Origin of the sequence: Streptomyces sp. NBC_01190, assembly GCF_045039895.1 — a bacterium.
Classification (GTDB): Bacteria; Actinomycetota; Actinomycetes; order Streptomycetales; family Streptomycetaceae; genus Actinacidiphila.
Map to the genome: position 1 here is coordinate 3,341,983 of NZ_CP108580.1, position 24,380 is coordinate 3,366,362.

22 protein-coding genes and 1 pseudogene are annotated in these 24,380 nt (G+C 71.3%); 9 read left to right on the forward strand and 14 right to left on the reverse strand.

Going from position 1 to position 24,380, the window contains the following annotated elements:
- The first annotated feature begins 33 nt into the window (after positions 1-33).
- Entirely contained in the window at positions 34-231 is a 198-nt protein-coding gene (locus OG519_RS13810; protein WP_405583055.1) for an MbtH family protein, read from the forward strand.
- 94 nt (positions 232-325) lie between these two features.
- Here OG519_RS13810 and OG519_RS13815 read toward each other — a convergent pair whose 3' ends face one another.
- The 3 genes from OG519_RS13815 to OG519_RS13825 form a co-directional block, all read right to left on the reverse strand.
- Positions 326-1,429: an iron-siderophore ABC transporter substrate-binding protein gene (locus OG519_RS13815; protein ID WP_405583057.1), complete on the reverse strand. Its 1,104-nt coding sequence runs from the start codon at positions 1,427-1,429 to the stop codon at positions 326-328.
- 58 nt (positions 1,430-1,487) lie between these two features.
- A complete protein-coding gene (locus OG519_RS13820) occupies positions 1,488-3,227 on the reverse strand; it encodes an ABC transporter ATP-binding protein (protein WP_405592718.1) in 1,740 nt (579 codons plus the stop codon).
- Positions 3,228-3,715: 488 nt separating this feature from the next.
- A complete protein-coding gene (locus OG519_RS13825; protein ID WP_405583059.1) occupies positions 3,716-5,437 on the reverse strand; it encodes an ABC transporter ATP-binding protein in 1,722 nt (573 codons plus the stop codon).
- A 135-nt stretch (positions 5,438-5,572) separates the two neighbouring features.
- Here OG519_RS13825 and OG519_RS13830 point away from each other — a divergent pair, with 135 nt between their 5' ends.
- The gene (locus OG519_RS13830) at positions 5,573-7,201 is read left to right on the forward strand and encodes an amidohydrolase family protein (RefSeq protein ID WP_405583061.1); all 1,629 of its coding nucleotides are present in this window, start codon (positions 5,573-5,575) and stop codon (positions 7,199-7,201) included.
- Between the two features lie 138 nt (positions 7,202-7,339).
- On the opposite strand, the gene OG519_RS13835 is transcribed toward OG519_RS13830, so the two are convergent.
- From OG519_RS13835 to OG519_RS13845, 3 genes are all read right to left on the reverse strand, one after another.
- Positions 7,340-7,807, reverse strand: a complete 468-nt coding sequence (locus OG519_RS13835) for an RDD family protein (RefSeq protein WP_405583063.1) — start codon at positions 7,805-7,807, stop codon at positions 7,340-7,342.
- A gap of 335 nt (positions 7,808-8,142) precedes the next feature.
- Positions 8,143-8,310: a hypothetical protein gene (locus tag OG519_RS13840; RefSeq protein ID WP_405583065.1), complete on the reverse strand. Its 168-nt coding sequence runs from the start codon at positions 8,308-8,310 to the stop codon at positions 8,143-8,145.
- A gap of 375 nt (positions 8,311-8,685) precedes the next feature.
- Positions 8,686-9,450 carry an alpha/beta hydrolase gene (locus tag OG519_RS13845; protein WP_405583067.1) on the reverse strand — a complete coding sequence of 255 codons (765 nt, stop codon included), beginning with the start codon at positions 9,448-9,450 and terminating at the stop codon, positions 8,686-8,688.
- Between the two features lie 276 nt (positions 9,451-9,726).
- On the opposite strand from OG519_RS13845, the gene OG519_RS13850 reads away from it, so the two are divergent.
- Together OG519_RS13850 and OG519_RS13855 are read left to right on the forward strand one after the other, a co-directional pair.
- Complete coding sequence (locus OG519_RS13850; RefSeq protein ID WP_405583069.1) at positions 9,727-10,917, forward strand: epoxide hydrolase family protein; 1,191 nt, start codon at positions 9,727-9,729, stop codon at positions 10,915-10,917.
- 179 nt (positions 10,918-11,096) lie between these two features.
- Positions 11,097-12,659 (forward strand): hypothetical protein, encoded by a 1,563-nt coding sequence (locus OG519_RS13855; protein ID WP_405583071.1) that lies wholly within the window; start codon positions 11,097-11,099, stop codon positions 12,657-12,659.
- A 162-nt stretch (positions 12,660-12,821) separates the two neighbouring features.
- On the opposite strand, the gene OG519_RS13860 is transcribed toward OG519_RS13855, so the two are convergent.
- Together OG519_RS13860 and OG519_RS13865 are read right to left on the reverse strand one after the other, a co-directional pair.
- Positions 12,822-13,532, reverse strand: coding sequence for an endonuclease V (locus OG519_RS13860; protein WP_405583073.1), 711 nt, complete (start codon positions 13,530-13,532; stop codon positions 12,822-12,824).
- A gap of 206 nt (positions 13,533-13,738) precedes the next feature.
- On the reverse strand, positions 13,739-14,125 hold the full coding sequence (locus tag OG519_RS13865; RefSeq protein ID WP_405583075.1) for a hypothetical protein: 387 nt from the start codon (positions 14,123-14,125) through the stop codon (positions 13,739-13,741).
- Positions 14,126-14,140: 15 nt separating this feature from the next.
- Between OG519_RS13865 and OG519_RS13870 the strand changes: the two genes are divergently transcribed.
- Positions 14,141-14,263, forward strand: a complete 123-nt coding sequence (locus tag OG519_RS13870; RefSeq protein WP_405583077.1) for a fascin domain-containing protein — start codon at positions 14,141-14,143, stop codon at positions 14,261-14,263.
- Between the two features lie 45 nt (positions 14,264-14,308).
- Here the strand turns inward: OG519_RS13870 and OG519_RS13875 are convergent, their stop codons facing one another.
- On the reverse strand, positions 14,309-15,838 hold the full coding sequence (locus tag OG519_RS13875; protein WP_405583079.1) for an MFS transporter: 1,530 nt from the start codon (positions 15,836-15,838) through the stop codon (positions 14,309-14,311).
- Positions 15,839-15,995: 157 nt separating this feature from the next.
- Between OG519_RS13875 and OG519_RS13880 the strand changes: the two genes are divergently transcribed.
- Positions 15,996-16,643 (forward strand): TetR/AcrR family transcriptional regulator, encoded by a 648-nt coding sequence (locus OG519_RS13880; RefSeq protein WP_405592720.1) that lies wholly within the window; start codon positions 15,996-15,998, stop codon positions 16,641-16,643.
- A gap of 19 nt (positions 16,644-16,662) precedes the next feature.
- On the opposite strand, the gene OG519_RS13885 is transcribed toward OG519_RS13880, so the two are convergent.
- The gene (locus OG519_RS13885) at positions 16,663-17,043 is read right to left on the reverse strand and encodes a hypothetical protein (protein ID WP_405593203.1); all 381 of its coding nucleotides are present in this window, start codon (positions 17,041-17,043) and stop codon (positions 16,663-16,665) included.
- 154 nt (positions 17,044-17,197) lie between these two features.
- Positions 17,198-17,428 (reverse strand): annotated as a pseudogene (locus OG519_RS13890) (hypothetical protein); the annotation flags it as partial.
- A gap of 86 nt (positions 17,429-17,514) precedes the next feature.
- Between OG519_RS13890 and OG519_RS13895 the strand changes: the two are divergent.
- The 3 genes from OG519_RS13895 to OG519_RS13905 are packed head-to-tail and all read left to right on the forward strand — an operon-like array spanning position 17,515 to position 20,287.
- Positions 17,515-17,916 carry a very short patch repair endonuclease gene (locus tag OG519_RS13895; RefSeq protein ID WP_405583081.1) on the forward strand — a complete coding sequence of 134 codons (402 nt, stop codon included), beginning with the start codon at positions 17,515-17,517 and terminating at the stop codon, positions 17,914-17,916.
- Positions 17,913-18,908, forward strand: coding sequence for a DNA cytosine methyltransferase (locus OG519_RS13900; protein ID WP_405583083.1), 996 nt, complete (start codon positions 17,913-17,915; stop codon positions 18,906-18,908). Before OG519_RS13895 ends, OG519_RS13900 begins: the two co-directional genes overlap by 4 nt.
- Before the next feature lie 11 nt (positions 18,909-18,919).
- On the forward strand, positions 18,920-20,287 hold the full coding sequence (locus OG519_RS13905) for a DNA cytosine methyltransferase (RefSeq protein WP_405583085.1): 1,368 nt from the start codon (positions 18,920-18,922) through the stop codon (positions 20,285-20,287).
- Between the two features lie 17 nt (positions 20,288-20,304).
- Here the strand turns inward: OG519_RS13905 and OG519_RS13910 are convergent, their stop codons facing one another.
- From OG519_RS13910 to OG519_RS13920, 3 genes are read right to left on the reverse strand one after another with little or no spacing between them, the layout of a single operon-like run.
- Positions 20,305-21,183, reverse strand: coding sequence for a DUF6339 family protein (locus OG519_RS13910; RefSeq protein ID WP_405583087.1), 879 nt, complete (start codon positions 21,181-21,183; stop codon positions 20,305-20,307).
- The gene (locus tag OG519_RS13915) at positions 21,180-22,175 is read right to left on the reverse strand and encodes a hypothetical protein (protein ID WP_405583089.1); all 996 of its coding nucleotides are present in this window, start codon (positions 22,173-22,175) and stop codon (positions 21,180-21,182) included. The genes OG519_RS13910 and OG519_RS13915 overlap by 4 nt, the downstream gene beginning before the upstream one ends.
- 3 nt (positions 22,176-22,178) lie before the next feature.
- Entirely contained in the window at positions 22,179-24,326 is a 2,148-nt protein-coding gene (locus OG519_RS13920) for a helix-turn-helix transcriptional regulator (protein WP_405583091.1), read from the reverse strand.
- Positions 24,327-24,380 lie beyond the last annotated feature (54 nt).

Here is a 24,380-nt window from a genome sequence, read left to right on the forward strand (position 1 = left end):
AGACCTGAACCCCCGAAGGGAAGGAAGAGAGAGATGAGCAACCCGTTCGAGAACGCCGAGGGCGTCTACCAGATCCTGGTCAACGACGAGGGCCAGCACAGCCTGTGGCCCGACTTCGCCGAGGTGCCGGCCGGCTGGACGACCGCGTACGGACCGGCCGGCCGCCAGGAGTGCCTGGACTACGTCGAGGCCAACTGGACGGACCTGCGCCCCAAGAGCCTGCTCGGCTGACCGGCGAGGGCACCGGCCGGCACAGCGGCGGGCAGACACATGTGTGAGGGGGACGGCCCGGCGGGCCGTCCCCCTCACACATGTCGCCGCCGGGTCAGGAGGCGGGCTGCGCCACCTTCGTCGCGGTCTTGCCGTCGACCGCCGCCGCGAGCTGCGGCACCAGCCGGTCGAGGACGTAGGGGATGCTGAGCACGGTGGACAGGGACACGGCGTTTCCGTAGTCGCTGGTCTCCTTGATGAACACCTCACGGCCCTGCTTGACCACGTCGAGGTCGCCGTAGAGCTTGTCGGCGTGCAGCTTGGCGACGGCGGCGGTGGTGTCGGGCACGATCCACACCGCCACGTCCTGGTCGAGCAGGTCCGTCCGCTCCTTGCTGATGTTGGCGCCGAAGGAGTCGCCGATCACCTTGTCCAGGCCTTTCGGCAGGGTGAAGCCGAGGCCGGTCAGCAGCCGGGAGCGTACGTCCTCGCTGCCGTAGACGAAGGTGCCTTCGTAGGGCGTGGCCATCACGGCGGTGGCGCCGGCGAACTCCGGGTGCGCCTGCTTGGCCGCGTCGATCTTCGCCTCCACGCCCTGGACCAGGGTCGCCGCCTCTTGCGCCTTGCCGAGCGCCTTGCCGATGGTCTCGGTCTGCTGCTGCCAGGGCACGCCGTAGTCGTTGTACTGCTTGGGCTGGGCGATGACCGGGGCGAACTTCGACAGCGTCTGGTATTGGTCCTTCGTCAGGCCGGAGTAGACGGCGAGGATGAGGTCGGGCCGCAGGGCGGCGATCTTCTCCATCTGGGGTCCGGTGCCGGTGTCCTTGAGGACGGTCGGCGCGGCGGCCCCGCCCAGCTTGTCCCGCGCCCAGGGGCCGATGGCGCCCTTATAGCCGCCGACCCACTCGGTCGTCCCGACGGGCACCTTGCCTAGGGCCAGGACGGCGTCCTGGTCGGTGAGGCCGACGGTGACGATGCGCTGGGGCTGCGAGGTGATCGTCGTACTGCCGTACTTGTGGGCGATGGTGACGGGGAAGGCGTCCGACGGGTTCTTCCCGGCGTCGGAGGGGCCGGCGGTGGCGCCGGCGGTGCCGGTGGTGGAGTCGGTGGTGGAGTCGGTACGGGAATCGGTCGAGCCGCAGGCGGCCACCCCGCCGAGGAGCAGGGTTACGGAAGCGAGCAGGCCGGCGATCCGGCCGGCTCTCCGAGCGCGGTACATCACATGATCCTTCTGTTCGTTGGGGCTGATGATCGGGGTCCGGCGTCCGGCCGGGGTCTCACCACGCGGTGCGGCGGCTGTCCGACCAGGCCCGCCACAGGGCCGCGTACGGCCCCCCGGCGGCGCGCAGTTCGTCATGGGTGCCGCTCTCGACCACCCGGCCGTCCGCCAGCACCACCACCCGGTCGGCGGCGGCGGCCTGACTGAGCCGGTGCGCCACCACCAGCGCGGTACGGCCTTCGAGCGCCCGGTCGGCCGCGCGCTCCAGCAGGTGGGCGCCGGCGCTGCCCGCCTCCGCGGTGGCCTCGTCGAGTACGGCGATCGGTGGATCGGCCAGCACCAGCCGGGCCAGCGCGAGTTGCTGGGCCCGGTCGGGGGTGAGGCGGTGTCCGCCGTCCCCCAGCACGGTGGCGGTCCCGTCGGGCAGCGCCCGCGCCCAGTCGAGGGCGCCGACCCGGTCCAGGGCGTCGAGAAGCTCCGGTTCGTCGGCGTCGGGCCGGGCCAGCCGCAGGTTGTCGGCGAGCGAGCCGGCGAAGACGTGCACTTCCTGGGTGACCAGCGCGACCGTACGGCCCGACTCGACCGGGGCCGCGCCGCCGATGTCGATCCGGCCGGTCGTGGGCTGGTGGAGGCCGGCGATGAGTTTGGCCAGCGTGGTCTTGCCCGCGCCGCTCGCGCCGACCAGGGCGACGCGCTCCTTCGGGCGCAGCACCAGGTTCACGTCGTGCAGCACGGGGCGGCCGGGGGCGTAGGCGTGGCCGACGCCGGTGAGGGTGACGAGCGGGACGACCGGGATGGGCGGGTGGGCCTCGGGCGCGGTGCCGCCGGGCTCGCCCGGCGCCGCCGATCGCGGGTGCGCCGGGTCCGGAACCGGCACCGGCTCGTCGATGACGCCGACCAGCCGGGCCAGCCCGGCGGAGGCGGCCTGGGCGTCGTCGAGCAGCACCAGGGCGGTGTTGATCGGCCCGAAGAGGCTGTGGAAGTAGAGGGCGGCCGCCGTCGCCGTACCGATCGACGCGGATCCGTCCCTGACCAGCAGAAAGCCGACCACGAGCACGGCCGCGAGCCCGGTGTACTCGCCGACGTGCAGCCGGCTGTAGAAGCCGAGCACCAGCCGTACCCCGCGCAGCGTCAGGTCGACCGCGGCCCGGGAGCGTTCGGTGACCCGGCGGGTGTGCTCGGCCTCCATCCGGTACGCCCGCACCGTCGCGGCCCCGCCGATGCTGTCCAGCAACTGCTGCTGCTGGGCGCCGGTGGCGACCCGCTCCGTGGCGTACAGCGGCGTGGCCCGCGCGGTGTACCAGCGCGCGGTGTGCGCCTGGAGCGGCACCGCGAGCAGTGCGGCAAGCAGGAACCGCCAGTCGAGGAGCGCGAGCGCGCCGAGCGTGAGCAGGATGGCCAGTCCGGAGCGGGCCAGTTCGGGCAGCGCGGACCGTACGGCCTCCGCGACCCGGGACACGTCCTGGGTGACCCGTGCGGTCAGGTCCCCCGAGCCCGCCTTCTCCAGCCGGTCGAGCGGCAGCAGCAGCGCCCGCTCGAGAAACCGCTCCCGCAGCTCGGCCAGTACGGTCTCGCCCAGCTTCGACACCAGCGACATCCCGAACGCCGTCGCGACCCCCTGCCCGGCGCCCACCAGTACGAGCAGCACCACGGGCAACGTAAGCGCCCCGGCCGCCCGGTGCTCGGTGACCAGATCGATGATCCGCCCAAGCAGCGGCTGCGTCAGCAGCCCAACGCCGGTAGCGGCGACCATCACCCCGACCCCGCCCACGGCAAGCTTCCGATGGGACCCCAGCATTTCCCGCACCACGGCCCAAGTACGAGCGGACGCCGCAGTCGGCAACAGCTCCCGCCCCGCCCCGGGTCCGAAACCACCGCTTTCTCCGGCGACCGGGGTGACGGCGGCCGGTTCCGCGCCGGGTGCGGTTTCGCCCAACGCGGCATCCTTGCCGACGGGTTCGGCGAGGACAGGGGGCCCGCCCACCGCCGCCGGGGTGACGGCAACCAGCCCAACGCCGGGCCCGGTTTCGCGTACCGCAGGTTCCGTACCGGCGGGCTCGGCGACCGCGGGGCCTTCGCCCACCCCGGCCGGGGTGGGGGCGGCCAGCCCGGCGCCGGGTGCGGCCTCGCGTGCCGCCGCCGTACAGGCCGGCTCGGCGAGAGCAGACGTCTCGCGCGCCCCAGCCGGGGTGACGGCGACCGGTTCGGCGCCGGGTGCGGCTTCGGCCACCGCGTCCGGGCCGGCGTTCGGGTCGGGGAGGTCCGCGGGGGGTGGGGGGTTGGGGGTCATGAGAGGACCGTTCGGCGGTAGGGCGGGGTGTCGTGGAGGAGGGTGGTGTGGGGGCCGGTGGCGGTGATGCGGCCGGCGTCGAGGAAGATCACGCGGTCGGTCACCGCGAGCAGGGCCGGGCTGTTGGTGACCAGCAGCGTGGTGCGGCCCTGGCGGAAGTCGCGGACACCGCGGGCGATACGGGCCTCGGTGACCGCGTCGACGGCGGTGGTCGGGTCGTGGACCACCAGCACCGGCCGGTCCGCGTTCAACGCGCGGGCCAGCGCCACGCGTTGACGCTGCCCCCCGGACAGCGCGCGCCCGCCGTCGCCGATCCCGGTGGCCGCGCCCAGCGGCAGCGCGCGGGCCACCTCGTCGGCCGCCGCCGCGGCCATCGCCCGCTCGGCGTGCTCGCCGGGACCGACGTTGTCGCCCAGCGTCCCCTCGAAGAGGTCGGCGTCGTGCGAGGCGACCAGCACCGCCAGCCGGACCTGAGCCGGGTCGAGCGCGGACAACGGCACCCCGTCGAGCTCCACTTGCCCCGCCTCGGGGTCCTCGGTACGGCCCAGGACCCGCAACAAGGCCTCGCAGCAGGCCGGTTCCGTACTGGCGACGCCCAGCAACTCCCCCGGCGCGACCACCAGGTCCACTTCCCGCAACGCGCCCAGGCTGACCCCGCTGAGCCGCAACGCCCCCCGGACGGCGCCGGGCAGGCCGGCACCCGGCAAGTCCGCGCCACCGGCCAAGGCACCGGCCGGGACAGCCGCCCGGACACCAGCCGGCGCGCCCAGCACCGCCGCGATCCGCGCCGCCGACGCCCGGCCCTGCGCCAACTCGGCGTTGACCCACGCCAGCACCTCAAGCGGCCCGAGCAGAAAGAGCGCCAGCCCCACGGCCGACACCAACTGGCCGAGCGTGACCTCGCCGTGGACCGCCAGCCGGCCCCCGACCAGCGCCACCAGCGCGATGAAGCCGCCGGTCAGCGCGAGCACCACGCCGCTCTGCCACGCCTCGGCCCTGGCGGCGCGGAGGGTGGCGGCCAGCGAGTCGCGGCTGGTGGTCCGGTAGCGGTCGACGGCCGCGCGCTGCGCCCCGATGCCCTTGAGCACCCGCAGCCCGGCCACCAAGTCGGCGGCTATGCCGGAGGCGTGGGCCGCCTGCTCCTGTTCCGCCTCGCTCCGCGCTTCGAGCGGTTTGCTGAGCAGGTGCCCGAGATACAGCAGCACGGGTGATCCCAGCAGCACCGTCAGACCGAGCGGCACCGAGACCACCAGCAGCACCACCGCCGTCACCGCCAGCCCGACGAGGGCCGCGACGCCGGTGGTCACGGCCATGGTGACCGCCCCGACCCGCTTGGCGTCCTCGGTGGCGATGGTGGCCAGCTCGCCCGGCAGCCGGTCGCGGTCCGCGCCGCCCCGCGGGTCGAGCACGCGCCGCACCACGGCCACCCGCAGCAGGTGCGCGGCCTCTTCCGACGCCCGCTCCCCGGCCCGGGCCCCGAACCGGAAGCTGAGGGACAGGCCGACGTAGACCGCGGCGAGGACGGCCAGCCAGCGCACCAGCGCCCCGGTGTCGCCCGCCGCGACGGCGCGGTCGATCAGGACACCGATCAGCACCGGCACCATGACCTCGCCGAGTTGGTGCCCGGCGCCGAGCACAGCGCCGAGGGACACGTCGCGCCATTGCCCTCCGACCGTCCGCGTCAACACGTCCCGCGGCCGCGGTACCTCTGCTCCCACCGGTGCACCTCTCCGGAACCAGCCCTACGAAGTTAGGTTAGGTTATCCTAACTAAACCTCGCGCGGTCAAGGCAGTACGGTGCGCACGCGGCGGCCAGAGCCCGGTCGCCTTCCCATCGAGACCCGGAGGAATCGGTGCCCCCCACACCCGCTACACCCCCCACGCCCGCCACGCCTCGTACGCCCGCCACGTCCGCCACCTCCCTCACGCCTCCCGCGACCGGAGCCACCGCCCCGACCATCACGCTGCGGCAGGTCCGGCTGGGCGCGGGCGGGCCGTTGAGCGACGTCGTCATCGAGGGCTCGCGCGTCGCCGCCGTCTTCCCGGCCGGGCAGGCGCCGGCCGGGCCCGAAGGGTCCGGGAAGTCAGGGACGTCGGGGGAGCCCGGGGAGCCGGGCAAGCCCAGCGAGGACGTGCGGCTCGACGGCCGCACCCTGCTCCCCGGCCTGTGGGACTCCCACGTGCACATGACGCAGTGGGCGCGCCTGCGGCACCGGCTCGACCTCTCGGCCGCCGGGTCGGCCCGGGCGGCGGCGGACACCGTCGGCCGGGCCGCCGCCCTGCTGCCGCCCGGCGAGCCGCTGATCGGCGCCGGCTTCCGGGACGGCCTGTGGCCGGACACCCCGCACAAGGACCTGCTGGACGCCCTCGTCCCCGACCGCCCCGCCGTACTCATCAGCATGGATCTGCACTGCGTCTGGTCCAACTCGGCCGGACTCGCCGCGATAGGCCGCCGCGGCCACCCCACCGGGCTACTGCGCGAGGACGAGGCCAACGACGCGGTGGCGCGGCTCCCCGAGGCGTCGGTGGAAGCGACCGACGAGCGGGTGCGGGAGGCGTGCGCGGCGGCGGCAGCGCGCGGGGTCACCGGCGTCATCGACTTCGAGTACGCCGACAACGTCACGGACTGGACCCGCCGGATGCGCGGCGGCACCGTACCGCTGCGGGTACACGCGTCCATCCGGCCGGCGTATCTGGACGCGGCGATCGAGCGCGGGCTGCGTACGGGTCAACTGCTCGACGTACCCGGCGGGTTGCTGGCGGTGGGGCCGTTGAAGCTGTTCACCGACGGCTCGCTCAACACCCGGACCGCGCTGTGCCACGACCCGTATCCCGGAGCGGCCGCCGGTGCGCCGGGCGCGCACGGTCTCGGGCAGGTGCGCCCCGGCGACCTTGTCGCCCTGATGCGGCGGGCCGCCTCGCACGGCATCATGCCCGCGGTGCACGCGATCGGCGACCGGGCCAACCAGATCGCGCTGGACGCCTTCGAGGAGGTGCGCTGTCCCGGCCGGATCGAGCACGGCCAACTCCTCGCGCCCGAGGACATCCCGCGCTTCGCCGCGCTCGGCGTCACCGTCGGCGTACAGCCGGCTCACGCGGTGGACGACCGGGACGTGGCCGACCGCTACTGGGCGGGCCGCACCCACCGGGCGTACGCGTTCGCCGAACTGCTAGCCGCCGGGGCAACGTTGGAGCTGGGTTCCGACGCGCCGGTGTCACCGCTGGACCCGTGGCTCGGCATAGCCGCCGCGGTCGCCCGCACCGGCGACGAGCGCCCCGCCTGGCACCCCGAGCAGCGGATCCCGGTCCGGGCCGCCCTCGCCGCTTCGGCCCGGGGGCGCCGCCTGATCCGCGTCGGCGACCCGGCCGACCTCGTCATCCTCGACGCCGACCCGCTCACCGCGGACACCCCCACCCTCCGCCACCTGCCGGTCCACGCCACGCTCCTGGCCGGCAACTGGACCTACGGCGCCACCGCCTGACCTCCCCCGCGCCGGCCGAAGCCCCCGCACCCTCGCCGGGTCCCGCCCCGCCGGCGAGATGCTCCTGGCTGCCCGGGCGTACGACGCGGGCCGATGCCCCGGGCCCACCCGTTACCCGCTTTACGCGCTTAACGCGCTTTACCCGCCGGCCGGCGCACTCCGGATGATGACCGTGCCGGCGATGGTGTCGTACGTGCTGTGGTGATACGGGCGCTCCTTGACCAGGTTCACCACCCTGACCAGCACGACCACCGCGTTCAGCAGCGGAATCAGCCACCCCGTCACGGCCAGGAACCGGGCCCGCCGGTACGCCTGCGCCCACGTCGGGCGCTCGAACCCCTCCCACACCCGCGCCACCCGCAGCCCGCACATCAGCAGACCAGGCGTCCCGCCCCACCGCGCCACCCACACCGTGCCGTAAAGAACCAGCCATCCGGAGCCGAGCAGCCACACACCCAGCAGGAAAAACCCGTCACTGTCCGGCGCGATGGCGCTCTGCAACCCGGACGCGAGGAACGCCGGCACGAGCAGACTCACCCCGGCTATCACCAGGTCGACCACCATGGCCGCGAACCGCCGCCCGACCGGGGCCAGTTCAACGAGCACCGCCCCACCACGGCCAGGCAGAGTCCCCTCCACCCCCGCCCGCAGATAAGCGGTCGTCGAGCCCGCCGGCCGTATCCCGTTGAGCGGATTCTTCCCCCGAGCCGCGTCACTTCCCGCGCCACTCCCCAACGTGCCGGGGGCAGCCAGCCCTTGTCGCGTCATCCCGTAACTCCCGTCACCCCGTGCCTGATCAGCACGCCGTCTTACAACGCCGCTGCCTGCCAAGGCAAACGTGGCGGCGCCGCGGCGGCCAAGCTCTGGGCCCGGCCTCGGGTACGGCCTCGGGTACGGAGCCGGCCCTCGGGTGACGTGGGGGTACGGGGGTGCCGGGGTGGTCAGATGCCGTGCAGGTTCTGGAGGGTGGTGGCGACCTCACGGCGGATCTGGCGGGCGATCTCACCCGCGCTGACCACGTCGGGGGTTGTCGCGGCGGCGGACCGGTCCGTGGACTCGTCGGTGCCGGCGGCTGAGGACTGGTCAGTGGTACGTGACATGAGGATCATGAGTGGTGCGCTCCTTGGTGGGTGTGCGGGGCGCGCGCCGGGCTGGCAGGCTTCGGGCGCGTGCCCCGGTTGCTGGTGGAGGTCCGAGGGATTCCGAGGGATTCCGAGGGATGGTGTCAGAGGTTTCCGACAGGAGCGTAGATCTTTCCGACAGGGACGGTGGCGCGTGGTAACTTCTGCCCGCTCTTTGCCTTCACCCTCGCGGGTGAGCGGATCGGCCAAAAATTGGTGTACGTACTGATGGCGGAACCGACCCTTGCCGCATGGGTACTGATGTGCGTGTGCCCCGCGCGAGCAAGCCCCAGACCCGCGACATTGCCGTGGTAAGAGGCCCGGCCCTCCCCTACGTGCCACCGGGCCGCGGCACCGCCCGCGTCAGGCTCGCGAGGTGGTCATCCGGTCGAAGTGGCGGGCGAAGAAGCGGACCGCGCTGTCAGCCTCGAACCTGGGCAGTTCCTTGTGCTTGCCCGCGTTGGCGTGCAGCGACTTCTCCCGCGAGGCGAAGGCGTCGAAGAGCGCCAGGCCCGCCTCGCGGGGGATGTGCTCGTCGTCCCATTGCAGGTCGAACTCGATCGGCACGGTGATCCGCCGCGCCGTCTCGGCCAGCGCGTCCGGCCAGTGCTGGCCGAAGACCGCGGCGGTGATCCTGGGTTCGACCGCCACCAGCGGCACCCCGATCGCGGTGCCCATGTTGATGCCGAAGTAGCCGACCGGCCCGTCGGCGCCGATCTCCGGAAGCTCCTGGAGGGCGTCCAGGGTCGTCCGCCACTCGGGCACGGCGATGTCCGCCAGGTGGGCGTTGTAGCGGACGACGATCGGGCCTTCCGGCTCGCCCGCCGCCCGCGCGCGGTACAGCGCGGCGATCTCCCGCTCGTCGTGCGCGGTACGCGGCCGGTCGCCGTGTCCGGGCGCGTCGATGACGGCGACGTGGCAGCCGCAGCCGGTCACCAGGCGCTGCGCCCGGCCCGTCATGGCCGGTGCCTTCTTGTGTGTACCGCCGCCGTGGCCCATCAGGACCAGGGGCGCGCGATCGGCGCCGGCGGCCGGCGACCAGAGGACGCCGGGGATCCCGTCCACGGTGAAGTCGCGTTCGACGATGCCGTGCGAGGACGACTCGGCGGTGAAGCGCGGAGGGTGCATGGGTGAGGCCTTTCGGGAGTGCCGTGGTGTCGAGGCGCTCCCGGCGGCGGTTACGTCAGCCGCCCGGCCGTGACGGAAAGGGGGAGCGCCCATGTCGATACAGCGTTCACGGGTCTCACCTCCTCGGGCGGTGTCACGATCGCCTGGAAGCTATCAGCGCGGTCCTCGGCCGCTCAACCCCTTTTTTTCCCGCCCGCACGGGTCAGTCGCGCCACGTGCGCCGAGCCGTACGGATCCCGGCCCGGCCGCCGGGCCCCGCGCGTTAGCATGCGTGCCATGCCGGACGTGCCGCCCCACCTGGAACCGTTCACCCCGCGGGCCGAGCCCGCGGCGCTCGATGATCTACGGACCCGGCTGCGCGCGACCCGCTGGCCGGACGCGCCCGAGGACGCCGGGTGGTCGCTCGGGACCGACCTCGCCTACCTGCGTGAACTCGTCGCCTACTGGGCGGACGGGTTCGACTGGCCGGCGCAGGAGGCGGCGCTCGCCCAACTGCCCCGTTTCCGCGTCCGGCTCGGTGATCTGGGGATCCACTACGTACACGCCAGGGCCGTCGCGCCGACCGGCCCGGTCCTGCCGCTGATCCTCAACCACGGCTGGCCGGACTCCTTCTGGCGCTACTCGAAGGTCGTCCCGCTGCTGACCGATCCCGGCGCGCACGGCGCCGACCCGGCCGACGCCTTCGACGTGGTCGTGCCCGACGTGCCGGGCTACGGGTACTCCGACCGGCCCGCGGGCCCGCCCCTCAGTTCCGTCGCCGTCGCCGGTCTGTGGGCCGAACTGATGTGCGTCCTCGGCTATCCGCGGTTCGGCGCGACGGGCGGGGACATCGGCAGCCACGTGAGCCGCTACCTCGCGCTCGACCACCCCGACCGGGTCGTGGCCGTCCACCGGATGGACGCGGGCCTGCCCCTCTTCACCGGCGACCAGGCCGATCTCACGCCCGAGGAGCGCGCGTGGTTCGCGGACATCGCGGCCTGGGGCGCGAGCGAGGGCGGCTACGGGGCCATGCACCGCACCAAGCCCCAGACCGCCGCCGTCGGGCTCACCGACTCCCCCGCCGGGCTCGCCGCGTGGATCGTCGAGAAGCTCCGCGCGTGGAGCGACTGCGGCGGCGACATCGAACGCGCCTTCACCAAGGACGAGATCCTGACCAACGTCACGCTCTACTGGCTCACCGGCACGATCGGCTCGTCGATGCGCATGTACCAGGCGAACGCGGCGATCCCGCCGGCCCAGTTGGCCCGCCGGGTCGAGGTGCCCTCCGGCTTCTCCCTCTTCCGGGGCGACGTCCTCCGCCCGCCGCGGGCCTGGCTGGAGCGCGCGACGAACCTCGTCTACCTCAACGAACCCGAGCGCGGCGGCCACTTCGCCCCGTTCGAGGAACCCGAGCTGTACGCCGAGGAACTCCGTACGTTCTTCCGCCCCTACCGCACAGCGGCGGCCCCGCCGGCCGGCGGAGCCTGACCCACCTGGCCCCAACGTTCAACCCGCCGAGGGGTGGCCGTCATGGAGGATCGCACCGGCCCACACGGCTGCCCCCGGGGGCAGCCGGAAGTGCCCGCTCACCTCTCGGCAGCGGACCGGCCGCGCGGTAGGTTCGACCGTCGATCGGATCATCTTCGGCGGGACCCAGGGAGCGACCGGTGCACGCACGCGAAGAAGCAGGCAGGACCAAGGGAAGGACAGCTCCGGCCCGGCCCCGCCCCGCCACCGGCGCCATGTCGTCCGCAGCGGCCTCGATGCTGGACCTGCAACGCACCGCGGGCAACGCCGCCGTCTCCCGCAGCCTGTCGAGCCGGGGGCAGCAGGCGCCCCTGACGGTGCAACGCGCGGGCGGCCGGCAGAGCAAGTACGAGGACGGTACCTACGGCGCCCGTAACCGTGAACGCCATTACCTGGAAACCGAGTACGACGAGGACATCGACGGCAACCGGACGCACCAGGCCGAGCACCCGATTCTCTACTCCGCCGCCGCACCCAGCAACCGTACGGGGGTGCGCAGGGGCCAGAGCGGCCAAGCCGGCGGCTCCGCCCGGTACGTCGAGAACAACCTGCCCGCCTACTACGAGACGTTCCGGGAGCACCGCGACCACGACGGAACCGGCACGCGTCCCGCCGACGCGATCGGCACCACCGGTCTGCGGCAGAGCGAATACCGCGACTCCCAGCGCAGGGCGCTGGAGGAGGCGAACAACCCGGCCACCGCGATGCACATGAACATGATCGGGTACGCCAACCAGCGCAGCTTCCGCAACCCCGCCCCCACCACGGCCATTCGGCAGTCGGACGCCAGCTACGAGCGGATGCTGAGCGGCTCGGGAAGGTCGCCGTACTTCGACTCGGCCGGCAGCGTACGCACGACGCGGTCCCTGATCCCGCAGGAGCGCGCCGACCTCTACGCGGGACGGCGGGTCGCCCGCGGCGAGCCGTACCCCGACGCGGCCCAACAGGACAGGGTGATGCGGCGATTCGGCGCCCGCTCACACCAACTGCGTTCGCAGGGATCCGGCGGCTTGGCCGCCCTCTCCGACTATCCCGACCTGGGAAGCGACCGCAGTCAAAGCCCCCATGAACTCGACACCTCGTACCGGCAGCGCAGCCGCTCCCGCGCCCGCAGCCGCTCACGCGGCCCGGTGAGCCAGCGTGAACAGCTCCGCAGGCTGGCCCGCGGGCGGGACGTCACGGTCGGCTCCGACAGCTTCTCGTACGGCGGCGGTGCCACGTCCGTAGCCGACTCGGAGCTGTCACGCGGCCGCTCCCGCAGCCGGCAGCGCGCACAGAGCCGTGCTCTCAGCCGCTCCCGCACCCGCACCCGCGCCAGCAGCACCGCCCCGAGCATCTCCGACGCCTACAGCTACCTCGACGACAACGCCACCGAACTGCCCCGCGGCCGCTCCCGCAGCCGGCGACGGTCCCAGAGCCGGGCCGTCAGCCGCTCCCGCACCCGCACCCGCGCCAGCAGCACCGCCCCGAGCATCTCCGACGCCTACAGCTACCTCGACGACAACGCCACGGAGCTGCCGCGCGGCCGCTCCCGGTCGCGTTCCCGCGGCCGGCAGCGGTCCCAGAGCCGGGTGGCCCGCCAGTACGGCGGCCCGAGCAGCGTCGACTTCGACGTCACGGGCAGCTACGACTACGGCTCCGGCAACTACGACGACGAACCGGTCTACAGCCAGTCCGCCCCCAGGCGCCGCTACGACTACTGACCCGCCCCGCCAGCCGGGCCGGCCCACCGGCACGTCGAAGACGACACCCAGGCCCACGACTGTGCCCCGCAGACCCCCTGATCTGCCCTTCCCACCCCGCACCCGGAAACCGCCCCCGGACCGACGTCGCCTTCGCAGATGAACCGCGCGCCCGACGGCGTGCTACGTCGGCCGCCCCGTCCGCTCCCGCAGCCGGCTGCGGCTGACGCGGTCGGCCCATCGCGTCGTCTCCGGCAGTCGGTACCGCGGGGCGAGGTGGAGCGTGTGGGCGCAGGCACGGTCGATGCCCATGGCGTTGCCCACGGAGACGAAAACCGGTTTCACCCCGTCCTGGGTCCGCAGCGCCCGGCCGACGATATCGTCACCGTCCACCAAGGGCGTGCTGTCCCCACGCCGGGGTCCAGGGGGCTGAAAGGTGCCGGTGAACGGGGATTTCGCGACTCCGAAGCAGGGCAGGCCGGTCAGAACTCCCAGATGGACGGCGAGTCCCGCCCGCCTCGGGTGAGCGATCCCGTAGCCGTCGCACACCACGATGTCGGGGGTGCGGGTCAGCTTCTCCAACGCCTCGATCACCGAGGGCAGTTCACGGAACGCCAACAGGCCGGGGGTGTACGGGAAGGTGCTCACTCCGTCGACGACCGCGACCTCGACCGGGTCCAGTGTCTCCGTGTCGAGCACGACGGCCGCCGCGACCAGTTGATCGCTGTCCTTGCCGTACGACACGTCCACACCGGCAATCCACCGGACCTCGCCGACGGACGGTCCCGGCACGTCGAGGACCGCCGCGCCCCTGAGCCGTTCCTGGATCAGGAACGCCTCCGCGACGGATGACGGCCATCGATCCGGCGGCGAGGCCGCGCCCGACGTGAGCATCCGAGCATCCTTCACATCCGGCGGCGCCAGACCACTGCCCGACGTGTTCGCCCCAGTGGTCAACCCAAGATCCCCGACGATACCAAGGTCAGCCACGCCACCTCCGGCAACGCCACCTCCGGGAACGTCGCGGCTGCCGCACCGCGAAGGGCGGGGCGGCAGCCGGTTGCTGAGCGATCAGGGGTGCGGCCGGGGCCGGGGCGGGGTCAGGAGCTGAACACCTGGAACTCGGCGAGCTGGGCGGCGGGCCAGCCGGTGTTGGCGGTGACGTTCAGCCGGACGTAGCGGGCGCTGGCGGCGGTGAAGGTCAGGGTCGCGGTGTTGCCGGAGGCGGGGTTGAGGGTGACGCCGCCGGAACTCTTCGCGCGGGGATCAACAACGACTACGTCACCGCCGACAACGCGGGCGCGGCGGCCCTCATCGCCAACCGCACCGCCATCGGCCAGTGGGAGCAGTTCGACCTCCTCGACGCCGGCAGCGGCAACACAGCCCTGCGCTCGCACGCCAACAGCCGTTACGTCACCGCCGGTTCGTCGCCGCTGATCGCCGACAGCACCACCGTCGGCCGCGCCCAGACCTTCACCCTCGTCCACAACACCGACGGCACCGTGAGCCTGCTCGCGATCGCCAACAACCAGTACGTCACCGCGGAGAACGCCGGCGCGGCCGCCCTGGTCGCCAACCGGACCGCCATCGGACCCTGGGAGAAGTTCACCCTCGTCACCGACTGATCCGCCCGTCCCGGGAACCCGCGGCCCCCTCGTCGGCCCCCGCCGTCAGACGCGTTGCTCGGCCGCGGGTTCCTCGGCTGCGGGTTCCTCGGCGCCCGGTCCCTCGGCCGCGGGTTCCTCCGCCGCGTGCTCCTCGATGGTCCGGGAGTCGGTGAGGCTCAGCGCGCCACCCGCGGCGATCAGCCCGACGACGGCCGCGAGGAGGGCGTAGGTGATCCGTTCGCCGTGGAAGAACGACGCGACGAGGTCGCCGCTCCAGGTACCGGCCGGGAGCCGGGTGGTGACGAGCGCGGCGATCAGGGTGCCGACCACGGCGGTGCCCGCGCTGGAACCGACCTCCTGGGCGGTGTCGTTGAGGGCCGCGCCGATGGAGGTGCGGTTGCCCGGCATGGCGTCGACGAGCGCGACCGCGCAGATCGTCATCACGGTCCGCAGTCCCACCGTCATCAGGACCATGCAGACCGCGATGGCGGCGTACCCGTGGTCGACGCCCCAGGAGAGCCCCGCCAGCGCGCCGGCCAGGCAGCCCGCGCCGATCAGGCACGCGACGCGGTGGCCGAACCGGCGGGCGAGCCACTCGGACAGGGGCGTCGCGGCGAGCATCGTCACGATGATCGGCAGGTTGGCCAGGCCGGCCCGTACCGGACTCCATCCGTACGCGTACTGGAAGTGCAGGATCAGCCCGAACATCACGCTGGCCATCGCTATGGACGTGCCGACCTGCGCGATGACGGCGCCGCGGACGGTGCCGTTGGAGAAGAGGCCCAGATCCAGCATGGGCGCCGCGCTGCGCCGCTCGTGCCGCACGAACACGATCGCGGCCGCGACGGCGCCCACGATCGACGCCAGCGTGATCGCGGAGAGCCAGCCCCGGTCGACACCGCTGGTCAGCGAGTAGCAGGCGAGCCCGATGGCGCTGACGCTCAGGGCGGCGCCCGGCAGGTCGAGCGCGTCGTCGGTCAGGTCCTCCGGCCGGTCGGCCGGGACGCCGAGCCGGACGCCGACGCAGGCGAGCGCCGCGATCGGGGCGTTGACGACCAGCAGCCACTCCCACCGCACGTGGGCGAGTGCGGTGCCGCCGAGCAGTGGGCCGAGGACGAAGCCGGACATGCCGACGACGATCATCACCGTCATGGCGCGCATCCGCAGGGCCTTGCCGTCGAAGAGACGGAAGACCAGCGAGTTGGTGATCGGTGCCATCGCCGCGGCGGCGACGCCGAGCGCGGCCCGCAGGGCGATGAGCTCGCCCGCCGTGGTGACGAGGATGACGCACAGGCTCAGCGCGCCGAAGACGGCGAGTCCCACCAGCAGCACCCGGCGGCGCCCGAGCCGGTCGGCCATCGACCCGGCGGTGAGCAGCAGCCCGCCGAAGGTCAGCGAGTACGCCCCGGTGGCCCACTGGAGCGCGGTCGTCCCGCTGCCGAGGTCGCGGCCGATCGTGGGCAGCGCGATGGACAGCAGCGTGTTGTCGACCATCTCGACGAAGAAGGCCAGGCAGAGGGCGGCCAGCGGGATCCACGCCGCGAGCAGGGACGGGTAGGTGTGGGTCGGCTTCTGAAGCGTGGTGGTGGTCATGACAGTCCTCCGATCGAACGCCGTTCGGCTATCGAACAACGTACGATGAGGTACAGTAGAACATCGTTCGATAGTGTGCAAGGCAGTGATGGAGAGGTGAGCCATGGCACGCCTGCAAGACCGCCCGCGCGAGGGACGTCGACGGGCCTCGCACTCGATGGAGTCCGTGCTCACCGAGGCGGTGGCCCTGCTCGACGAGGCCGGGGCGCCGGCGCTGACCTTCCGGGCGCTCGCCCAGCGCCTCGGCGGCGGCGTCGCCAGCATCTACTGGTACGTGGCGAGCAAGGAAGAACTGCTCGACCGCGCCACCGACCACGTGATCGGCGCCGCGCTGGCCGACATCCAAGCGCTTCCGGCCAGCGACGACCCGATCGCCGACCTTCGCGCGATGGCCGTGACCCTCTTCGACGCGATCGTGACCCGGCCCTGGCTGGGCGCCTACTTCATGCGCGACACCGACGTCCAGGGCAACTCCTTGCGCCTGTACGAGACGCTCGGCCGGCAGACCCTCCGCCTCGACCTCACCGCGCGCCAGCGGTTCCACGCCGTGTCCGCGGTCGTCGGGGTCGTCATCGGCTCCGCGGTCGACATGGGGCAGGAGCCGCCCCAGGAGATCCTGGACGGCGCCGTGAACCGCGAGGAGTTCCTCGGCCGCTACGCGCAGACCTGGCGGGAACTCGACCCCGGCGACTTCCCGTTCGTGCACGAGATCGTCGACGAGTTCGACGGCCACGACGACGCCGACCAGTTCCGCTCCGCCCTGGACCTCACCCTGACCGGCCTCCGCCTCCAAGCCGGCCTCTGACCGGCCGCCGCATCCCCGCTCAGCGTCCCGCCCGACCATCACAGCCTCTCGCCCCCACCCCGCAGACGCAGAGTCCGGCAACACCGTTGCCCGCCACCTGCCCCATGACCACCGGGCCTAGGTGTTGACCCGCAGCGTTGTTGACTCGGCTGATCGGGGGCTGGCCTGCGATTGCGGTGTGGCCGCGGTGGTCGTTGTAGGTGTGGAGGAAGTCTGCCGGGGCTGCGGTTCGTTCGTCGTTGGCGGTGTCCGACCACGCGGTCCGGGTCCACCGGACGAAACCTCCTGCTCGACGCCCTCGAACTCCGGTGAGCAGTTCGAGCGTCATGGCGGTGGGGACGCCCGCCACGGCCGGCGCGGCGGCGATCAGGAGGATCACGATCACGACGATCTGGTCCACGGGGCGGACGTGGCGGTCGGACGGTCCCGGGACGGTCGGCGGGATCGGACGACGACGTGAACGGCTCCGGTGTCGGGCAGGGCAACCAGGTTGCCGGGCGCCGGCAGGGGAAGCGACCGCCCCTGGGCGACCAGGTCACCGGCAAAGCAGCCCCGCCGTTCCCGAGGGCTATCGCCAGGGCATCCGCGCCCGGCCCCGAGGGTGCCCTCCTACGGTGCCCCATCTGCCAGCCGTACCGTCCCCGCAGTGATTCCTCCGCCACGAGCCACCCCGCAACGGCCTCAGCCTCATCCGCAGCCTGCTCGCCGGAATCCGGTGCCGCAGTGCTCGGCCCCGTGATGGAATCGACACGACAGCCGTAGCCCGGCGGCTCGACCGTACGGATCGACTGTCGTCAGGACCGAGCCACGATCGTGAGGCACAGCCGCCTTGAACACAATGAAACCGTCGTCGCCCTCCGTCTCGTCACGCATGAGTAGGCAGGCGACCAAGGACACGGCTGCCGAACTGCTGGTCCGACGCCTCCTGCACGCGGCCGGCCTTCGCTACCGCGTGGAGTACCCGGTGCCAGGCATGGCACGGCGCCGGATCGACGTGGCGTTCACCTCGGTCAACGTAGCTGTCCTGATCGACGGATGCTTCTGGCACGGCTGCCCCGAACACGCAACGCAGCCGAGGTCGAACGCAGAGTGGTGGCGGCAGAAGTTGAACCGCAACATGGCGCGTGATAGAGAGACCACCGAGCACCTCGTAGCGGCCGGCTGGGAGGTACTGCGCTTCTGGGAGCATGAAGCACCGGATGACGTGGCTCTCCGTATCGCGGCGGCGGTGGAGCGGCGGAAGGTCCAGCGGGGACGGGGGAGGAATCGATGAGCGGACTGAGCTTTGTCGACGTGTGCTCGGGGGCGGGTGGACTCGCTCTGGGACTGGAGCGAGCGGGCTTCACGCCGCGACTCCTCCTGGACAACGAGTCGTCCGCCTGCGACACGCTCAAAGCCAACCGGCCGCATTGGAACGTACTGAAAGCGGACCTTCTCGACTTCGACCCCGTGGACCACCCTGAGGTCTACGACGTCGATCTGCTGGCCGCCGGGCTACCCAGGGTGAAGTCGAGTGCGACAGTGACGCGTCAGTCGTCGGACACCGAGTTGCGTCTCATCGAAGCGACCGCCTACCTGGTCCACGCCGTCCAGCCACGCGCACTGATCATCGAGAACGTGCCCACCTTGGTCGACCAGGAAGCCCTGGCGCCGGTAAGGGAATTCCTCCACAAAGAGCTGGAACACCTCGGCTACAAGCTGACCTGGTTCATCCTGAACGCCTCCGACTTCGGAGTGCCCCAGGACCGGATGCAAGGCATCCTCGTGGCCGTGAAGGAGCAGTGGGCGACTGTATTCCAACCGCCCCGCCCCACCGTCCACGAGCACGTATCGGTCGGAGAGGCGCTGTCACCGTCGATGCGTTCCTGCGGCTGGCCGGACGCCGACCGTTGGGTTGCCCAGGCGACGAGTGTGGCGCCGACCTTGGTGGGCGGATCCAAGACGCACGGAGGTCCTGACTTCGGGCCGAGTGGCACAAAGGCCAAGTGGCGACGCATGGGGGTCTACACGAAGTCGTTCGGGAACGAGCCGCCGGGCCCCGACTTCACGTGGGATCCGTCCCTCGGGGACGACGGCCTGGTAAGGATCACGGTGGACCAGACCGCCCTGCTCCAAGGCTTCCCCGAAGCGTGGCGGATCTCCGGACTCAAGACCGCCCGGTACCGTCAGATCGGGCACGCGACCCCGCCGCCGGTGGGAGAGTCGTTGGGACGAGCCGTCGCCGAAGCCTTGAACGCGGATCCGGGAGTCCCCGCGGCCGGCTAGACTTCGGCCACATGACCAGTTCGGCGCACCACCAGCCCATCCTCGACAATCCCTTTGTCCTGGACCTCTTCGCAGGACCCGGAGGGCTGGATGTCGCCGGGCACGCGCTCGACATCCCGAGTCTCGGCATCGAGTGGGACAGAAGTGCGTGCCTCACGCGATACGCGGCCGGGCTGGACACCCTTCACGCCGACGTGAGCGCGGTACGCAGGAATTCCTTCGAGACGCTACCGCCGGAGATCAACGTGCTCGCAGGCGGCCCTCCGTGCCAGACGTACTCGGTGGCCGGGCACGGTGCCGGACGCCAAGCCTTGGACGGGGTCAAGAGGTACATCGAGAGGCTGATGGAAGGTGAGTCCGACCAGGACATCGACGAGGACCTGAAGACCCTCACCGATCCGCGCACCGCGTTGGTCCTCGAACCTCTCCGTTACGCGATCCAAGCGACCCGGAGCCCCCGTCGGGAGCACCGCCCCTACGACGTCATCGTCCTGGAACAGGTCCCCGCGGTGGCCCCGCTCTGGGAGCACTACGCCAAGGTGCTCGAGGAGACAGGGCTCCCAGACAAGACCAAGTACAGGGTCGTCGTCGATACCCTCGACACCGAGACCTACGGGGTGCCTCAGACACGATCCCGCGCGGTACTGATCGCTCGGCGTGAGGGGCTCGGCAGTCCCTCGGTTCCCGCCCCGACCCACCGCGCCTATGAAGCGAAGGAATGGAATCGGAAGAACGGAACGAGCGAACCCGACCAGGTTGCGGACCAGGTCCATCAGCCGACTCTCGACGAGGACACCACCACGTCGAAGAGGGACGCGGACCTGTTGCCCTGGCGATCGATGCGGGATGCCCTCGCGAAACCGGTGGGCTCGCATCCGGGGCGTCGCACCCCCTTCCTGGTCCGCTCGAACTACGGGAGTTCCGGGAACCCGGGGAGGCGTGGAGTCCGGACCGACCAGCAGCCGGCCACCACTGTCACCGGCCGCATCTCCCGCTTCGTGGTCTTCGAGCACCTCGACGAGAAAATCGTCTACGAGGGCCCGCGGTTCAGCATGAACGAGGCGGGGATGTTGCAGAGCTTCCCGCCGGACTATCCATGGTCCGGTACGGCGCAGTCCCAGCAAGTGGGCAACGCCGTACCGCCCTTGTTCGGCACATACCTGCTGAGCGCTGCTCTAGGGCTCCCCAAGCCGGACCCGGAGGCATTGAGGAAGCCGTGGCAGCCGGCCACGAAGGAACAGCAGGCCAAGCTGCGCGGCAACGGCTGCGGGGCCGCCGATGCCTGCACCGACAGGTGCCCACGCCCCAAGGACCAGGTGCCGCCCCCTTCCTCCGTGCGCCCTCGTAAGAGCAAGAACAAGGAAGCGTCGGCGAAGTAGCCCGAGCGTGGCACAGGTCAATCCCCGCTCTTCCTACCCCTGACCGGCGCAGTCTCGAACAGCTCCGCGAAGTAGCCGGTGAGCGCGGCCACGGCCTCCTCTGAGACAGGGTCCTCGTCTGGCCCGTTCGGGAGTTCGTACCGCTGGACCGGTGGCGCCGATTCCGCTTCCGCGATCCAGTCCCGCAGACGGGCGGGGTCGCGGGGCTTGTCCGGCGCGAGGACGTCGTAGGTCAAGGTCGCTCCCGCTGCGTTGATCGCGACGCTGAGGCCGTTGATCTCTCGCCCGCCGGAGACCTGTCCGGTCTTCAGAAGACGGACCAACGCCTGAGCGGTGGGACGGTGATCGATCAATTCGCTCCGGAGAACGGTGTGGATGAGGTCCTGATTGCCGCAGGCGACCTCGACCGGCTCGTAGTCCGACCCATTTCTAAAGAGTTCGGCCGCCCACCACAGGCGGGAGAAACACTGACGGTCCGCGGGGCCACGGAAGCGCTCTGCAGCGACACGCCTTCCCGGCCTGTTCGCCGTCGGCTCCGACAGGTGCCGCCAGGCCACATAATCCGGGGCCACGGCCAGGGCGAGGTGGTTCCACAGACGCTTGTCCGCCGCTTCTCGTCGCGTCAGGCGCAGCGTGGCATGGAGCCGTGGCGCGAGCCATGCGTCGGCTCGGGTGCGGTCCTCCCGGAACTCGAACATGGCGTCGTCCACCAGACTCCGGATCGGCTCGACCCACCACCTGGCGTCGACTTCGGGGAGCGGCTCGACGACCTTGGCAAGATCGATGCCACCGTGTACCTGTTCGCCCTTGAGCAGTTCCTCGGTGAGGAACGGATCGACGGCGGAGGTGGCGAGCAGCCCCAGGCGCTCCGGTACGTGGTTCGGTTGGGTGATCACGTCTCACTCTCGCGGTTCATCTGTTCGAGACGGCGGATGACAAAGGCAAGCGCCTTGGTGGCATCGGCGCGGCGGACCGCCGCGTAATGGATACGCGTCTGCAGTTCCACCCAGCCCGAGTCACCGGTGCGCCGGCGATGGACCTGCCGTAGGGCCTCTTCGACATGGACGTTGGGAATTACGTCCGGGAGCATCTCCCGCAGCACCTCACCCTGCCAGTCGGTGGGGAAGACCGGCCCGCCACCGGGCTCCACCTCCAGATCACCGATGGCGCCGTGAAACACCGCGGTCCAGACGTCGGTGGCCATCTGAGCGACCAGAAGGTCACGCACCTTGCTGTCCACATCCGAGCCACTGCTGTCCAGCAGGTCGACCACACCTTCGACATCGGTGTTCACGAACACGGTGGGGACTCTGGCCGAGGTGTCCACGATCCAAGGAGCGTCGGCGTAAGCCTGGAGCCACTCCCGGGAGCTTCTCTTGAACGACGCCTTCTGGACGTCCAGTTGAAGCCCACGGACCGGCTCGTCGGAAACCGTGTCGATGATCCAGCTCCGGTCGGTCTCGGCGATCGACCGTCCACGCACCCCGTCCACCGTCCCGACTGCGTACACGGCGAGGGAGGCCCGACCCAGGTGATCGTCACGAAACACCTCCAGCGAGCCGGACCAGTCCCGGCCGCCCTCCGCGACGAGCGTGAGATTCGCAGAAGTACGGACATTGGTCTCCCCGTCCGTCAGTACGGCGAGGACGCACAGATCCGACCAAGGAGCGTCCGGCGCGTTCGACCCGGGCGGCAGCGTTGCCGAAAGACCGACCATGGCGCTCACCCAGTCCGTGCGGCCCGCGATGCCGAACGCGACCGCCTGCTGTTGGGTCGAGTACGCCGTTGTCTCCAACTGGTCGCGGGTACCGTCGGAGAGCTTGAGGGAGACCGAGGTCACCCTGAGCGTGACCGGCCGGTTGAGCCGCTTGTACGGGTAGAACTTCACTCGTCACTCCCCCTTGCCGGCGCGGAGTTCGACAACAAGACGGGTGAGAGTGGTCCTGACCGGATGGCTGGTGACGTCGGTGGTTCCTCGGAACTTCGCTCGCCTCGCGCCGGGTGTGAAGCGCAGGGTGCCATTCTCCGCTTCGCAGCCCTCGACGCCTACGAGTTCCGCCCAGTCCAGCCTGGGCCGGCCCCCCGAGCGTACGTCCAGCTGGGCCACCGGCACCATCGGGACGATCTCGTCGCCCCGCGGGATGCTCACTTCGCCGATGATCTGCCACTCCCCGCCGTCGCCGACCGTCGCGTCGAGCCCGTCCAGGACCGGAACCACCGGGCCGGTGGGTGTCTTGGCCTTGGGCCTCGTCCGCACCGTCAACGCCTTGCGCAAGGCCTCACCGCCTTCGCCGCCGCTGCGCTTCGGCCGTGCGACAAGCTCTCTCACCGCATTGTTGGCCTCGGCGGTCAGCGCGTTGATCCGCCGGTACGCGGACGGCGACCACCGCAGCGTCAGCTCCTCCGTCTGCCCCCAACGGTCGTGCTCGGGAGGTTCCGCCGCACGCAGGAACTCCTCGGCCTCCTTCGCGAAGGGGGCTGTCTCTCCGGCCGCCTCCCCCACCAGCAGAACGGCTTGAAAAGGATTGGTGCTGTTCGGCAGCCTCGGAACCACGGTTCTCTTGACGGTCATGCGGTTGCCGCGCAGCGAGTGCATCTGGTTCTTCGCCCCGTCCCTGTCCCCCTCGGCCTCGGTGACGAGCAGAACCGCTTGGTGCGTACCGAACGTCCCATGGGCGCCTCCGGACAACGGCAGCTTCAGCGGGACATTCCGGGATGCCACCTGCCCGGCCTCGGTGAGGCGAGTCACCGTGGTGCCCTCGTAGTACGCCCTCAGGGCGTGGGTCCGGGAGGGCTGCGCGACAGACGGGTCCACCTGTTGCTCCGCAACCACCTCCTTGCCGTTCCGCAGTGCACGGACGGCGACCTCCAGGAGGGGGAGCCTGCTGCCCCCACCGGTCATCGCGGCCCAGAAGTCACGCCCCAGTGCTTCGACCAGTCTCGCGTGCATCCTGTTGATATCGCGCGTGTCCTCATCGCCCTCCACGTCGCCGATGGGCACGTCGTCAGGGTCGGAGAAGTTCGCCGCGAGGCCAGCCACATCGTGCGCACCGACGATGAGGAAGGACGTACCGGGTTCGTCGTTCTCCCGGGTCAGGTAAAGGCTCGCCACGGTCTCCTCGTCCGCCCACCAGGAACGGGCTACCCTTGCGCCGGGCGAGTCAGGGTCAGGGCGCCCGAACCAGGCGGGCCCTGCGTACGACTCACCGTCGACCTCACGCCAGGGCAGTTCGAGACGGCCGATGACCCGACGCTCGGTACGTCCCTCGTGCGGCACGGAGAGGGTGGAGTTGATGAGCACGAGGCCGAGGGCGCTGGTGGCCCACAGCGTCGCCTTGCCCAAGCCGTACGAACCACCTGCACCAGGTCCGGACTTGAGGCTCTCCAGCTGGCGTCTGACCACGGCGGCGAACTTGCCGTTCCCGTAGTCGTCGCCGATGAGCCCGGAGGCGTTGTAGTCGTCGATGCGCAGCAGAACCAAGCGGCCCTTCTCGTACATGTCGCGCACACCTGCGTCCACGACTCGACCGACCTTCTGGTTGCCGGCCGTCTCCGAGACGGCGGAGTAGTGCGGAAAGAGATCGTTCCAGCGGATCGCCTCACGGAAGGCGTCCAGGGCTTCGCCGGTGAGCTCGTGCAGGGTGTAGCGGACCTTGACCGGACGGCCGTTCTCCGTCAGCCGCTCGTCCAGGCTGTTCTGGCACGTCTCTCGCGCGAGAACCTGCACGTCGGCGTCGAAGGCGAAGGCTGCGGCATTGCCCAGGTCACGGCCGCCGTCGGGGTAGCCGGGGCGGTGGTACCAGGTGACCGGGAGGCCGTCTTGGGTGTCGGTGGTACGGGTGTGCATCGTTCCCACATCCGTGCCGAGCGCCTTGGCGATGTCTGCCATGACGGTCGGGCGAGGCGTCGACCGACCGGTGATCCACGCGGACACAGCGGCCCGAGTCAGCCTGAGCTCGTCGGCCAGTTCAGCCTGCGTCTTCCCTGCGAGCTTGAGCTGTCGGGCCAACCAAGGCCCGAACTCTTCACCTGTCTCCACGCTCCACCTGCTCTCCTCGGCGTCCCATGCCGATCGCACGGTGTGGACCACGAG

Coding starts and splice junctions, on each gene's coding strand:
- OG519_RS13810 (WP_405583055.1), top strand. CDS start 34: ATGAGCAACCCGTTCGAGAACGCCGAGGGCGTCTACCAGATCCTGGTC.
- OG519_RS13815 (WP_405583057.1), bottom strand. CDS start 1,429: ATGTACCGCGCTCGGAGAGCCGGCCGGATCGCCGGCCTGCTCGCTTCC.
- OG519_RS13820 (WP_405592718.1), bottom strand. CDS start 3,227: ATGCTGGGGTCCCATCGGAAGCTTGCCGTGGGCGGGGTCGGGGTGATG.
- OG519_RS13840 (WP_405583065.1), bottom strand. CDS start 8,310: ATGATCCTCATGTCACGTACCACTGACCAGTCCTCAGCCGCCGGCACC.
- OG519_RS13845 (WP_405583067.1), bottom strand. CDS start 9,450: ATGCACCCTCCGCGCTTCACCGCCGAGTCGTCCTCGCACGGCATCGTC.
- OG519_RS13850 (WP_405583069.1), top strand. CDS start 9,727: ATGCCGGACGTGCCGCCCCACCTGGAACCGTTCACCCCGCGGGCCGAG.
- OG519_RS13860 (WP_405583073.1), bottom strand. CDS start 13,532: ATGCTCACGTCGGGCGCGGCCTCGCCGCCGGATCGATGGCCGTCATCC.
- OG519_RS13875 (WP_405583079.1), bottom strand. CDS start 15,838: ATGACCACCACCACGCTTCAGAAGCCGACCCACACCTACCCGTCCCTG.
- OG519_RS13880 (WP_405592720.1), top strand. CDS start 15,996: ATGGAGTCCGTGCTCACCGAGGCGGTGGCCCTGCTCGACGAGGCCGGG.
- OG519_RS13895 (WP_405583081.1), top strand. CDS start 17,515: ATGAGTAGGCAGGCGACCAAGGACACGGCTGCCGAACTGCTGGTCCGA.
- OG519_RS13900 (WP_405583083.1), top strand. CDS start 17,913: ATGAGCGGACTGAGCTTTGTCGACGTGTGCTCGGGGGCGGGTGGACTC.
- OG519_RS13905 (WP_405583085.1), top strand. CDS start 18,920: ATGACCAGTTCGGCGCACCACCAGCCCATCCTCGACAATCCCTTTGTC.